9 protein-coding genes are annotated in these 13,781 nt (G+C 69.0%); 4 read left to right on the forward strand and 5 right to left on the reverse strand.

Annotated elements, in window-relative coordinates:
* Window positions 1–22: 22 nt before the first annotated feature.
* Both dnaN and gyrB read left to right on the forward strand, forming a co-directional pair.
* Window positions 23–1,141 (forward strand): DNA polymerase III subunit beta, encoded by a 1,119-nt coding sequence (gene dnaN / locus PGB34_RS19365; protein WP_271429749.1) that lies wholly within the window; start codon window positions 23–25, stop codon window positions 1,139–1,141.
* Between the two features lie 104 nt (window positions 1,142–1,245).
* Window positions 1,246–3,858 (forward strand): DNA topoisomerase (ATP-hydrolyzing) subunit B, encoded by a 2,613-nt coding sequence (gyrB, locus tag PGB34_RS19370; protein WP_271429750.1) that lies wholly within the window; start codon window positions 1,246–1,248, stop codon window positions 3,856–3,858.
* A 31-nt stretch (window positions 3,859–3,889) separates the two neighbouring features.
* Here the strand turns inward: gyrB and PGB34_RS19375 are convergent, their stop codons facing one another.
* A complete protein-coding gene (locus tag PGB34_RS19375) occupies window positions 3,890–4,756 on the reverse strand; it encodes an IclR family transcriptional regulator (protein ID WP_271429751.1) in 867 nt (288 codons plus the stop codon).
* A 197-nt stretch (window positions 4,757–4,953) separates the two neighbouring features.
* Here PGB34_RS19375 and hmgA point away from each other — a divergent pair, with 197 nt between their 5' ends.
* Complete coding sequence (gene hmgA, locus PGB34_RS19380; protein ID WP_271429752.1) at window positions 4,954–6,279, forward strand: homogentisate 1,2-dioxygenase; 1,326 nt, start codon at window positions 4,954–4,956, stop codon at window positions 6,277–6,279.
* A gap of 15 nt (window positions 6,280–6,294) precedes the next feature.
* On the forward strand, window positions 6,295–7,566 hold the full coding sequence (fahA, locus tag PGB34_RS19385; protein ID WP_271429753.1) for a fumarylacetoacetase: 1,272 nt from the start codon (window positions 6,295–6,297) through the stop codon (window positions 7,564–7,566).
* A 7-nt stretch (window positions 7,567–7,573) separates the two neighbouring features.
* Here fahA and PGB34_RS19390 read toward each other — a convergent pair whose 3' ends face one another.
* From PGB34_RS19390 to PGB34_RS19405, 4 genes are all read right to left on the reverse strand, one after another.
* Window positions 7,574–8,782 carry a Fic family protein gene (locus PGB34_RS19390; protein WP_271429754.1) on the reverse strand — a complete coding sequence of 403 codons (1,209 nt, stop codon included), beginning with the start codon at window positions 8,780–8,782 and terminating at the stop codon, window positions 7,574–7,576.
* Between the two features lie 126 nt (window positions 8,783–8,908).
* Complete coding sequence (locus PGB34_RS19395; protein ID WP_271429755.1) at window positions 8,909–10,285, reverse strand: sigma-54-dependent transcriptional regulator; 1,377 nt, start codon at window positions 10,283–10,285, stop codon at window positions 8,909–8,911.
* A 19-nt stretch (window positions 10,286–10,304) separates the two neighbouring features.
* Window positions 10,305–12,161 (reverse strand): sensor histidine kinase, encoded by a 1,857-nt coding sequence (locus PGB34_RS19400; protein WP_271429756.1) that lies wholly within the window; start codon window positions 12,159–12,161, stop codon window positions 10,305–10,307.
* A gap of 109 nt (window positions 12,162–12,270) precedes the next feature.
* Window positions 12,271–13,647: a dicarboxylate/amino acid:cation symporter gene (locus PGB34_RS19405; RefSeq protein WP_271429757.1), complete on the reverse strand. Its 1,377-nt coding sequence runs from the start codon at window positions 13,645–13,647 to the stop codon at window positions 12,271–12,273.
* Window positions 13,648–13,781: the final 134 nt, after the last annotated feature.

Here is a 13,781-nt window from a genome sequence, read left to right on the forward strand (position 1 = left end):
AGAGTCGTCAAAAAGGACAATCATGATTGTTTGGAAAGCACCCCAAAGCGAAGTCCTGGCTGCACTGCAGTCGGTGGCGGGCATCGTCGAGCGGCGGCACACGCTGCCCATCCTGGCCAACGTGCTCGTGCGCAAGGCCGGCGAGCAGCTGCACCTGACCACCAGCGACCTGGAAATCCAGATCCGCACCAGCGCCACGCTGGGCGGCGACGAGGGCGCCTTCACCACCACCGTGGGCGCGCGCAAGCTGATCGACATCCTGCGCACCATGCCGGCCGACCAGGTCGTGAGCCTGGAGAGCAACGCCAACAAGCTGGTGCTCAAGGGCGGCAAGAGCCGCTTCACGCTGCAGAGCCTGCCGGCCGAAGACTTCCCGCTGGTGCAGGAATCGGCCAGCTTCGGCCCAGCCTTCAGCGTGCCGCAGAAGACGCTCAAGACGCTGCTGTCGCAGGTGTCCTTCGCGATGGCCGTGCACGACATCCGCTACTACCTCAACGGCATCCTGTTCGTGGCCGAAGGCAAGCAGCTGAGCCTGGTGGCCACCGACGGCCACCGCCTGGCCTTCGCCTCGGCCACGCTCGATGTGGAAGTGCCCAAGCAGGAAGTCATCCTGCCGCGCAAGACCGTGATCGAGCTGCAGCGCCTGCTGTCGGACGTCGGTGGCGAGGAGCAGCCGCTGATCGAGATGCAGTTCGCGAACAACCAGGCCAAGTTCAGCTTCGGCGGCATGGAGTTCGTCACCAAGCTGGTCGAGGGCAAGTTCCCCGACTACAACCGCGTGATCCCCAAGGGCCACAAGAACAGCGTCACGCTGGGCCGCGCCGCGCTGCTGGCCAGCCTGCAGCGCACGGCCATCCTGACGAGCGAGAAGTTCAAGGGCGTGCGCCTGAACATCGAGCCCGGCACGCTGCGCATCGCGTCGAACAACGCCGAGCAGGAAGAAGCCGTGGACGAGCTGGACATCGATTACGGCGGCGACGCCATCGAGATCGGCTTCAACGTGACCTACCTGATCGACGCGCTGGCCAACATGAGCCAGGACATGATCACCGTGGATCTGCAGGACGCCAACAGCTCGGCGCTGCTGAGCATTCCCGAAGACGCGCACTTCAAGTACGTGGTGATGCCGATGCGCATCTGAGGCGCCCGCCAGCGCCGTGCGCAGACACCCCGCGGCCCGCCGCGGGTTTTGTCTTTCAAGACAGAGCGAAATTCAGGGGGCCCAGGCCCCGAGGACGATTGCAGATGAGCGACAACAAGCAGCCCGACACGCCCAAGACCGAACCCGTGTACGAAGCCGAGATCGACAAGGCGATCCCGGTGGAGGTCACGGCCGACACGGGCTACGGCGAAGGCTCGATCCAGATCCTGGAAGGGCTGGAAGCGGTGCGCAAGCGTCCGGGCATGTACATCGGCGACACCTCCGACGGCACGGGCCTGCACCACCTGGTGTTCGAAGTGGTGGACAACTCCATCGACGAGGCCCTGGCTGGCCACTGCGACGACATCGTCGTCACCATCCACTCCGACAACTCCATCAGCGTGACCGACAACGGCCGCGGCATTCCCACGGGCGTGAAGATGGACGACAAGCACGAGCCCAAGCGCTCGGCGGCCGAGATCGCGTTGACCGAGCTGCACGCGGGCGGCAAGTTCAACCAGAACAGCTACAAGGTCTCGGGCGGCCTGCACGGCGTGGGCGTCTCCTGCGTGAACGCGCTCTCGAAGATGCTGCGCCTGACGGTGCGCCGCGAAGGCAAGGTCCACACGCTGGAATTCAGCAAGGGCGTGGTGCAGAACCGCATCCTCGAGACCGCCGACGGCGTCGAGGTCTCGCCCATGAAGATCATCGGCGACACGGAAAAGCGCGGCACCGAGGTGCACTTCCTGCCCGACACGGAGATCTTCAAGGAGAACAACGACTTCCACTACGAGATCCTGTCCAAGCGCCTGCGCGAGCTGTCCTTCCTGAACAACGGCGTGCGCATCCGCCTGAAGGACGAGCGCAGCGGCAAGGAAGACGATTTCTCGGGCGCCGGCGGCGTGCGCGGCTTCGTGGAGTTCATCAACAAGGGCAAGACGGTGCTGCACCCCACCACCTTCTATGCCGAAGGCGAGCGCCCCGCTGAAAGCTATGGCGGCATTCCCGGCACGCAGATCGGCGTGGAAGTGGCGATGCAGTGGAACAGCAGCTACAACGAGAGCGTGCTGTGCTTCACCAACAACATCCCGCAGCGCGACGGCGGCACCCACCTCACGGGCCTGCGCGCGGCCATGACCCGCGTCATCAACAAGTACATCGAAGAGAACGAGCTGGCCAAGAAGGCCAAGGTCGAGATCAGCGGCGACGACATGCGCGAAGGCCTGTGCTGCGTGCTCAGCGTGAAGGTGCCCGAGCCCAAGTTCTCGAGCCAGACCAAGGACAAGCTGGTGTCCAGCGAAGTGCGCGCGCCGGTGGAAGACATCGTCGGCCGCCTGCTGACCGACTTCCTGCAGGAGCGCCCGGCCGACGCCAAGATCATCTGCGGCAAGATCGTGGAAGCCGCCAGGGCCCGCGAAGCCGCGCGCAAGGCCCGCGAGATGACGCGCCGCAAGGGCGTGCTCGACGGCATGGGCCTGCCTGGCAAGCTGGCCGACTGCCAGGAGAAGGACCCGGCGCTGTGCGAGATCTACCTGGTGGAGGGTGACTCCGCCGGCGGCTCCGCCAAGCAGGGCCGCGACCGGAAGTTCCAGGCCATCCTGCCGCTGCGCGGCAAGATCCTGAACGTGGAAAAGGCGCGCTACGAGAAGCTGCTGTCGAGCAACGAAATCGTCACGCTGATCACCGCACTGGGCACCGGCATCGGCAATGCGGGTGCCACGGGTGGCAACGGGGCCGACGACTTCAACGTTGCCAAGCTGCGCTACCACCGCATCATCATCATGACCGACGCCGACGTGGATGGCGCGCACATCCGCACGCTGCTGCTGACCTTCTTCTACCGCCAGATGCCCGAGCTGGTGGAGCGCGGCCACATCTACATCGCGCAGCCGCCGCTGTACAAGGTCAAGAACGGCAAGGAAGAGCTGTACCTCAAGGACGGCCCGGCCCTGGACGGCTTCCTGCTGCGCGTGGCGCTGCGCGATGCCGTCGTCACCACGGGCGGCGAAGCCTCGCGCGCCATCCAGGGCGAAGCGCTGGAAGACCTGGCGCGCAAGCACCAGGTGGCCGAAGCGGTGATCGACCGCCTGTCGGTCTTCATGGACGCCGAGGCCCTGCGCGCCATTGCCGACGGCGTCTCGCTGGACCTGGACACCGTGGCGGCCGCCGAGCAAAGCGCGGTGGCGCTGCAGGCGCGCCTGCGTGAACTCGCCAGCAACGGCGTGCCGGCCGAAGTGGCCAGCGAGTTCGACACCCGCACCGACAAGCCGGTGCTGCGCATCAGCCGCCGCCACCACGGCAACATCAAGTCCAGCGTGATCACCCAGGACTTCGTGCATGGCGCCGATTACGAGGCCCTGGCCCTGGCCGCGCAGACCTTCAACGGCCTGCTGGCTGCGGGCGCCACCGTGCGCCGCGGCGAAGGCGACAAGGCGCGCGAGGAAAAGGCGAGCGACTTCCGCCAGGCCATGCGCTGGCTGATCAGCGAAGCCGAGCGCACCACCAGCCGCCAGCGCTACAAGGGCCTGGGCGAGATGAACCCCGAGCAGCTGTGGGAAACCACGATGGACCCGGAAGTGCGCCGCCTGCTGCGCGTTCAGATCGACGACGCCATCGAGGCCGACCGCGTGTTCACCATGCTCATGGGCGACGAGGTGGAGCCGCGCCGCGACTTCATCGAAACCAACGCGCTGCGCGCGTCGAACATCGACGTCTGACCCGGCCTCAGGCGCGGCGCCTGGGCCGCGCTCAGCCCGCCTGGCCCACGCTGCCCAGGCGCTGCGCCACCTCGCGCGCGCAGTCCTGCAGCGCACGCGCGACCGCGCCGCTCCAGCGGCTGTCGAAGGTGGCGGCCGGGCCGATGGCCACCAGTGCCAGCACCATCGCGCCAGCGGGCTCGAACACCGGGGCGGCCATGGCGCTGATGCCGGGCACGATCTCGCCTTCTGAACGACTCAGGCCGCGCGCGCGCACCTCGGCCATTTCGGCTTCGAAGGCTTTCCAGCTGGGCACGGGCTGCGCGGTGGGCATGCCGGCTGCAGGGACGCTGGCGGATTGCGCCTCATGCTCGGCGCGGCGGCGGTCGGCTTCGAGCCGGGCCTGCACCACCGGCGGCGCCAGGTGTGCGCCGAACAGCCGGCCCGAGGCCGTGTGCGCGAGCGAGAACACGGTGCCATGGCGCAAGGTCACGCGCAGCGGCGTGTCGGCCTCGGCAATGCGCACGATGGTGGCGCCACGCTCGCCCCACACGGCCAGCGCCACCGTGTGGCCCAGCGCCTGCGCCAGCGGCGCCAGCAGCGGCGTGGCGGCCTGCACCGGGTCGGACTGCTGCAGGCCGATCAGGCCCAGCTGCACCGCCAGCGGCCCCAGCCGGTAATGGCCGCTGGCCTCATCCTGCGCCACCAGGCCGATGCGGCCGAAGCTCACCATGTACGGATGCGCCTTGGCCGCGCTCATCTCGGCATCGCGCGCCAGATCCTTCAGCGCCATCGGCCGGCCATGGTGCACCAGGGCCTGCAGCAACTGGCCGCCGACTTCGATGCTCTGGATGCCGCGCTGCAGGCGGTCTGCTTCGGGAGCCGCGGCCTCTGGAAAGGCTTTGCTTTTTTCGTTCATGGCGAATGCATTAGACACGATGGCTCTTGCTGGCTACACTGCGGTTGAATTTGGATAAGACAAATGAGTTCGCCAAAAACGAATTCAAGGAACATGGAGCGCGGCGCCGAAAAGACCCCGCGCACAGCAGAGACAGCCCGGCCACCCTGCGCCTTGCGCGGGCCGGCTTCATGATTGAGAAAGGCAAAGGACATTCCATGAGCAGCGACACCGCAAGCGCTTCCTCCTCCGCTTTGCGCTACCAGAGCGGCTTTGGCAACGAGTACGCCACCGAAGCCGTGGCCGGCGCCCTGCCGCAGGGCCGCAACAGCCCGCAGCGCGCGCCTTTTGATCTGTACCCCGAGCTGATCTCGGGCACGGCCTTCACGGCACCGCGGCATGAGCAGCGCCGCAGCTGGATGTACCGCCGCCAGCCTTCGGTGGTGGCCGGGCGCTACCAGCCCTATGCCCAGCCGCTGTGGACCACGGGCGGCGACCGCGACATGGCATTGCCGCCCGAGCCGCTGCGCTGGAACCCCATCGCCTTCGAGCCCGGCGTGGAGGCCGACTTCGTCGACGGCATGCGCACCCTGGCCGCCAATGGCGATGCCGACGCCCAAAGCGGCGTGGGCTCGCTGGTGTACCTGGCCACGCGCTCCATGGGGCGCCGCGCCTTCGTCAATGCCGATGCCGAGCTGCTGCTGGTGCCGCAGCAGGGCCGCCTGCGCATCACCACCGAGCTGGGCCTGCTCGACGTGAAGCCCGGCGAGATCGCCGTGCTGCCGCGCGGCCTGGCCTTCAAGGTCGACCTGGTCGATGGCCCGGCCCGCGGCTATGTCTGCGAAAACTACGGCGCCCAGTTCCGCCTGCCCGAGTTGGGCCCCATCGGCTCCAACGGCCTGGCCAATGCGCGCGACTTCCTCGCGCCCGTGGCGGCCTACGAACAGGAGGAGGGCGCCTACGAGCTGATCAAGAAATTCGGCGGCCGCTTCTGGCGCGCGCCGGCCAAGGGCACGCCCTTCAACGTGGTGGCCTGGCACGGCAACCTGGCGCCCGTGAAGTACGACACCGTCAACTTCATGACCATCGGCTCGATCAGCTTCGACCATCCCGATCCGTCCATCTTCACCGTGCTCACCTCGCCCAGCGACACGCCCGGCACGGCCAACTGCGACTTCGTCATCTTCCCGCCGCGCTGGCTGGTGATGGAAGACACCTTCCGTCCGCCCTGGTACCACCGCAACCTCATGAGCGAATTCATGGGCCTGGTCTATGGCGAGTACGACGCCAAGCCCGGCGGCTTCAAGCCCGGCGGGGCCAGCCTGCACAATGCCATGGTGCCGCACGGCCCCGACGAAGAGGCTTTCGAGAAGGCCTCCTCGGCCCCGCTTGCGCCGCAGAAGCTGGACAACACGCTGGCCTTCATGTTCGAGAGCCGCTATCGCTTCATTCCCACCGCCTACGCGATGAACACCGCGCCGCTGGACCACGGCTACGCCGACTGCTGGGCCGGCCTCAAAGACAAGTTTTCCGCTGCCGCCTGACCCCCCGGAGACCCCATGACCTTCACCCTCGACGCCACCCATGACACCCAGCGCAAGAGCTGGGTCGAATCCGCCAATGCCGCCGGCAGCGACTTCCCGATCCAGAACCTGCCCTTCGGCCGCTTCCGTGCGGCTGGCAGCAGCGAAGCCTTCCGCATCGGCGTGGCCATCGGCGACCAGATCCTGGACCTGCGCGCAGCGGGCCTGATCGCCACCGACGACATGAACGCGCTGATGGCCGCCGCACCCGCCGAGCGCCAGGCGCTGCGCCTGAAGATCTCGGACGGCCTGGCCGCGGGCAGCCCGCAGCAGGCCGCATGGGCCCAGGCCCTGCTGCCGCAGGCCCAGGCCGAATACACCGTGCCCTGCAAGGTGGGCGACTACACCGACTTCTACACCGGCATCCACCACGCCACCACCATCGGCAAGCTGTTCCGCCCCGACCAGCCGCTGATGCCCAACTACAAGTGGGTGCCCATCGGCTACCACGGGCGCGCCAGCTCCATCGTGGTCAGCGGCCAGTCCTTCAAGCGCCCGCAGGGCCAGACCAAGGCGCCCGATGCCACCGAACCCAGCTTCGGTCCCTGCAAGCGCCTGGACTACGAGCTGGAACTGGGCTTCTACGTGGGCCAGGGCAATGCGCTGGGCGAATCCATTGGCATCGACCAGGCCGAGGCGCACCTGTTCGGCGTGGGCCTGTTCAACGACTGGTCGGCGCGCGACCTGCAGGCCTGGGAATACCAGCCGCTGGGGCCCTTCCTGGCCAAGAACTTCGCCTCCACCGTCTCGCCCTGGATCGTGACCATGGAGGCGCTCGCCCCCTTCCGCGCTCCCTTCACGCGGCCCGAGGGCGACCCGCAGCCGCTGCCCTACCTGGACGGCGCAGTCAACCGCGCGCAGGGCCAGCTGGACATCACGCTGGAGGTCTATGTGCAGACCGCGAAGATGCGCGCCGAAGGTGCCGAGCCCGCGCGCCTGACCCATGGCCGCGTCAAGGACGCCGCCTACTGGACCGCCGCGCAACTGGTGGCGCACCACACGGTCAACGGCTGCAACCTGCAGCCTGGCGACCTGCTGGGCTCGGGCACGCTCTCGGGCCCCACGCTGGACGCCGCCGGCTCGCTGATGGAACTCACGCTGGGCGGCAAGCAGGCCATCACCTTGCCCAACGGCGAGCAGCGCACCTTCCTGCAGGACGGCGACACGCTGATCCTGCGCGGCTGGTGCGAACGCGAAGGCGCGGTGCGCATCGGCCTGGGCGAGGCGAGCGGGACGGTGCTGGCCTGAGGCCGCGTCAGTCCATGACGGCCGCGCCGGCCTCCGGATAAAGGTTGGGGAACAGGATGCCAAGCGTATGCAGCGGAAAGCCGCTGCGCAGCACGCCGCGGTGGCCTTCGCTGCGCAGCAGGCCGTCCTTGAGCAGGCGCGAAATCACCTTTCGCGCCGTGCGTTCCTCCAGCCCGGTCATGCGGGTGAATTCGCCGCGCGACAGGCTGCCTGCAGCCGCCACCATCTGCAGCGGCAACACGGCCTCGGGGCGGTACTCGCTGCCGCCGCTGGTGGCGCCTTGCAGCAGCACGAAGGCGTGCAGCCGGTCCTTCAGGCGATCCAGGTCCAGCATGCGGGTCATGAAGTCGACCTGGTCTTCGCACATCGCCAGAAAGTAGTGGCACCAGTCGCGCAAGGTGCTTTCGCTGAGATTGCCGCGCCCGTCCAGATCGCCTTGCCGCATGGCGTCCGCAGCGTCCAGCGCCAGGTAGTAGCGCTCACGGTCGCGCGCCAGCCCCCGGTTCACCGACCACAGGCCGCCGCTGAGCGGAAACAGCGCGCAATGGGTCTGCAGACGCACCGCCCGGCCATTGCCATCCTCAAAGGGGTGGACCCACATCATTCGGTGATGGGCGCTGGCGATGGTGTAGAGCACGGCGTCGACGCCCTTGAGGCGTCCGTACACCTCGTCCATGCGCGCCAGAAAGCGCGGCACCGCAGCCCACACGGGCGGCTGGTGGCGGCCGATGGCGACATCGTGCTGCCTGAGCGCGCCGGGCACCAAGGTGCGGCCATCCTCGGTTCGCCGATCCTCGTCGGGCAGCCGCGCATAGAGGCTGCGGTGGGCCTGCTGCACAAAGTCGCTGCTCAAGGCCGCCGCTTCGGTGCTGACCCCGGCTTCGAGTTCGCGTTCGGCTTCGATGTGTGCCAGCGCCAGCCGCTGACGCGCAGCCACATCCGGGCGGGCTGAAAAATCCTGGCGCAGCGCGCGTTCGATGTGGGCCGGATGGGTGCTCTGCCCCTCGATGCCGTTCGAATAGTGGGAATTCATCGAGCGCACGATTTCGCGCAGCGCAGCGCGCACGGGCTCGCTGGCCGCGCCGCGCAGGGCGGCCGACTTTTCGAAGATGCGGCGGGTGCTTTCGCGCAGCGGATCCAGTTGCAGGGCCGGCGTCAGCGGCTCGAACTGGTGAGGCTGCTCAACAACCGCGATGGGACGGGGCGGGGCGGACATGATTCCGGTTTGGTTTCCGGAAAACTGATGGATTTTTCATTTCCTGAAAACAGGTTATGAAAAATGGCAGCGATTCAATTTCCGGTTCGAGTGCCGGTTCGAATGCTGGTTCTGAGGCCTCAGCGCTCAGCCTTCCTCGCGCCTGAACCCCGCCGCATCGATCCCCATGCGCTTGAGCTTGTCGTACAGCGTGGCCTTGGGGATGCCCAGGTCGCGGGCGGCCTGGCCCACGTCGCCATGCTGGCGGCGCAGCGATTCGGTCAGCAGGGTGCGCTCGATCTGCTCCATGTGCTCGGGCAGCGACACGCCGGCCGCGCCGCCGCCCAGCGAGGCCGCGACGTTGTCGCCCAGCAGGCCCAGCACGAAGCGGTCGGCCACGTTGCGCAGCTCGCGCACGTTGCCGGGCCAGGCATGGCCCAGCAGGGCCGACAAGGCCTGCGTGTCGGGCACGGGCGCGTTCTGGCCATAGCGCTTGGCGGCCTGCAAGGTGAAATGCTCGAACAGCAGCGGAATGTCCTCGCGCCGCTCGCGCAGCGGCGGCAGCTCGATGAAGGCCACGCCCAGCCGGTAGTACAGGTCGGCGCGGAAGCGCCCGGCGTCGCTGGCCTCGCGCAGGTCCACCTTGCTGGCGGCGACCACGCGGCAGTCCACGGCCACGGCCTGGTTGGAGCCCACGCGTTCGATGCTGCGCTCCTGCAGCGCGCGCAGCAGCTTGACCTGCACGGCCAGCGGCATGCTTTCGATCTCGTCGAGGAACAGCGTGCCGCCGTCGGCATGCTCGAACTTGCCGATGCGGCGCTTGACGGCGCCGGTGAAGGCGCCGGCCTCGTGGCCGAACAGTTCGCTGTCGACCAGGTTCTCGGGCAGGCCGCCGCAGTTGACGGGCACGAAGTGGCCGCCGCGCCGGCTGCTGCGCTCGTGCAGGCAGCGCGCGACCAGGTCCTTGCCGGTGCCCGTTTCGCCGTAGATCACCACGTCGGCCGGCGTGGCCGCCAGGGTGCGCACCATCTGGCGCACGCGCTCCATGGCGGCCGAGCGGCCGATCAGCGTGGCCTGGATGCCGCTCCAGTCGTCCAGTTCGCGGCGCAGGGCCTGCACTTCCAGCGCCAGGCGGCGCTGCTCGGCCGCGCGCCGCACCACGGCCACCAGCCGCTCCGAGGCAAAGGGCTTTTCGATGAAGTCATAGGCGCCGTCGCGCATGGCCTGCACGGCCATCGCGATGTCGCCATGGCCCGTGACCAGGATCACGGGCAGTTGCGCATCGAGCCGGTGCAGCTCGGCCAGCCAGCCGGTGCCGCTCTGGCCCGGCAGCTGCACATCGGTCACCACCACCACGGGCGCGCCGGCCTCGATGGCGCCGCGCGCCGCTTCCACCGAGCCAAAAGGCTGCACGGCAAAACCCGCCAGCTCCAGCGCCTGCGCGGCGCCCAGGCGCACGTCCTCGTCGTCCTCGACCAGGATCACGCGGATGGGGTGCTGCGGGGCGTCGCTGAGGGTGGGCATGGGCAGGGAGGGCGCCGTCTCAGGGCGCGGCGGGAAGCTCGAGGACGAAGGCCACGGACAGGCCTTCGGGGCGCTCATTGTCGGCGGCCAGGCGCAGGCTGCCGCCAAAGCCCGCCACCAGGTGCGAGGAGATCATCAGCCCCAACCCCAGGCCCTGGCCCACGGGCTTGGTGGTGAAGAAGGGCTCGAACAGGCGCGCCGCCACTTCCGGGGCGATGGCCCTGCCGCCGTTGGCCACCTGGATGCGCGCCAGCCGCTGGCCTGGCTCGGGCGCCTGGGCGTCGATGCGAAGCTGGCGCTCGGGCGCCTGCGCCTCGGCCAGGGCATCGACGGCATTGCCGATCAGGTTGCCCAGCACCTGCACCAGCCGCACTTCCTCGGCCAGCACCTCCAGCGTGGCGGGCGTGGCCGCCACCTGCACCTCCACGCCCAGCGCGCGCAGGCGCGGCATGTGCAGGGCCAGCGCTTCCTGCACCGCGGCGGCCACGCTCACGGGGGCGGGCGGCGCGCTGCGCTTGTGGGCAAAGGCCTTGAGCTGGCCCGTGAGCTTGCCCAGCCGCGCCACCAGCTGGGCGATGCGCGAGAGGTTGGCGCTGGCTTCTTCGGTGCGCCCGCGCGCCAGCAGCAGCGCCGCGTTGTCCGACAGCGTGTGCAGCGCGGCCAGCGGCTGGTTGAACTCGTGCACCACCCCGGCCGACATCTGGCCCAGCACCGCGAGCTGGCCGGCATGCACCAGCTCGGCCTGGGCCGCATGCAGTTCGGCCGTGCGCGCCTGCACGCGCTGCTCCAGCGAATCGTGCGCGGCCTGCAGCGCGGCGCGGCTGGCCAGTTGCTGGCGCACCAGGCGCCGGCGCTGGCGCCAGACCAGCGCGGCCAGCAGCGCCGCCGTGGCGCCCAGTGCGGCGCTGGCCGCCGCCCAGCGCGCGGTGGCCAGCACGGGGGCCTCTTCATTGAGCAGCACCAGCTGCCAGCGGCCGCCGTCCACGCTGCGCTCGGTGGCGACGAAGGCTTCGCCCTCGACGCGCACGCGCCGTGCGGCCAGGGTGCCCGGGCCGCCGAGCTGCAGCAGCTCGCCATCGCGCCAGGCCAGCGGCTGCAGCGTGGCGCTGCCATAGCGGCGTGCGTCAGTGGCCTCGCGGTGCGCGGCCTCGTCCAGCGGCTGGCGCGGGCGGTACTTCCAGTCCTCGCGCGAGGCCAGCACCACCACGCCATGCGCATCCAGCGCCAGCATCTGGCCCGGCATCTGGCGCCAGGCGCGCTCGGCCGGCTGCAGGTCGATCTTGACCGTGGCCACGCCCTGGGCGGGGCCGCCGCGCGGCAGCGCATAGGCCAGGTAGTAGCCGGGCACGCCGCTGGTCACGCCAATGCCGTAGAAGCGCCCGCGGCCACGGGCCAGCGCCTGCTGCAGGTAGGGGCGGTACGAAAGATCGCGCCCGGCCGGGCTGCCGGGCCGGCCGTCGTCGCTGGCCGCGACCGCCAGGCCGTCGGGTGCCAGCACGTAGAGCATCTCGGCGCCCGCGATGGCGTTGAGCGCGCGCAGGTAGGCGCTGGCCTGGGCGCGCAGGCCGGCGTCCTGCGGGTGGGTCAGCAGGGCGCGCACGGGCGGCGCCGTCTCCAGCAGCGCGGGCAGGTAGTCGAAGCGGGCCAGCTCGCCCTGCAGCCGCGTGGCTTCCACCTCCAGCCGGTGGCTGGCCTCGCCGGCCAGGCGCTGCAGGCCCTGGCGCAGCATCAGCGCATGGGCGCCCCAGGCTGCGAGCGCGACCAGGGCCAGCATGCCCAGCGCGTCGCGCAGCACGCGCGGGCGACGCCAGTGCGGCACCTGGCGCGGGGCGGAAAGAGGGCGGGGCGCCGTGGGGGCGCCGGAAGCAATGGACACGGGCCGAGTATGCGCGGCGGCCGCGGTCGGCGAAAGGCAAAAGGGCCACCCCGCGGGTGGCCCTTTTGGTTGCCAGCGCGCCCCGGCGAGCGGCCGCGGCGCGTCGGGATCAGGCCGAGGCCGGCTTGCCCGCATCGGTGGCCGGGAAGTGCTGCGTCACGGCGTCCAGCACCTCTTCGGGCTCCTGCGCCTCGGCCGGCGTCTCGTTGTTGAGGACCTGCTTCATGCGCTGGGTGTCCAGGTCGCCCGTCCACTTGCCCACCACCACGGTGGCCACGCCGTTGCCGATCAGGTTGGTGAGCGCGCGTGCCTCGGACATGAAGCGGTCGATGCCCAGGATCAGCGCCAGCCCCGCCACCGGCACGTTGCCCACGGCCGACAGCGTGGCCGCCAGCACGATGAAGCCCGAGCCGGTGATGCCGGCCGCCCCCTTGCTGGTGAGCAGCAGCACCAGCAGCAGCGTGATCTGCTGGGTCAGGCTCATGGGCGTGTTGGTGGCCTGCGCGATGAACACCGCCGCCATGGTCAGGTAGATCGAGGTGCCGTCCAGGTTGAAGGAATAGCCCGTGGGCACCACCAGCCCCACGGTGGACTTGCGCACGCCCAGGTTCTCCAGCTTGGCCATGATGCGCGGCAGCACCGATTCGGAGGACGACGTGCCCAGCACGATCAGCAGTTCCTCCTTGATGTACTTGATGAACTTCCAGATCGAGAAGCCGTGCGCGCGCGCGATGCCGCCCAGGATCACGAAGATGAACAGCAGGCAGGTGACGTAGAAGGTGGCCATCAGCTGGCCCAGCTGCACCAGCGAGCTCACGCCGTACTTGCCGATGGTGAAGGCCATGGCGCCGAAGGCGCCGATGGGCGCGACCTTCATGATGTAGCCCACGATCACGAACAGCACGTGCGAGAACTTCTCGATGAAGTCGAACACCAGCGTGCCGCGGCCGCCGAACTTGTGCAGCGCGAAGCCGAACATCACCGAGAACAGCAGCACCTGCAGGATCTCGCCCTTGGCGAAGGCGTCCACCACGGTGCTGGGGATCACGTGCAGCAGGAAGTCCACGGTGCCCTGCATCTGGCCGGGCTTGGTGTAGGCGGCGATGGACTTGGTGTCCAGCTGGCTGACGTCCACGTTCATGCCCACGCCGGGCTTGATGACGTTGATGATCACCAGGCCCACGATCAGCGCGATGGTCGAGACGATCTCGAAGTACAGCAGCGCGTAGCCGCCGGTCTTGCCCACGCGCTTCATGTCCTCCATGCCCGCGATGCCGACCACCACGGTGCAGAAGATGATGGGCGCGATGATCATCTTGATCAGCTTGATGAAGCCGTCGCCCAGTGGCTTCATGGCCGCGCCGGTCTCGGGCCAGAAGTGGCCCAGGATCACGCCGATCACGATGGCCGTGATGACCTGGAAGTACAGGGATTTGTAGAAGGGTTGGGCGCGGGGCGCGGGGCTGCTCGGGTCGGTGTGTTCCATGGTGGGCCTCCTTAAGGTGTCTCCGGCGTTCGGTCGCCAGAGAGGGCAAGAGCAATGCCAGCCCCGCCGGGCCTTGCGGATGCGCCCAAGCCGTTGATCTGGAACGACTTTTATGGAGGCCCGCCGCCGCGGGC

Source organism: Xenophilus arseniciresistens (assembly GCF_028023875.1).
Taxonomy (GTDB): Bacteria; Pseudomonadota; Gammaproteobacteria; order Burkholderiales; family Burkholderiaceae_C; genus Xenophilus; species Xenophilus arseniciresistens.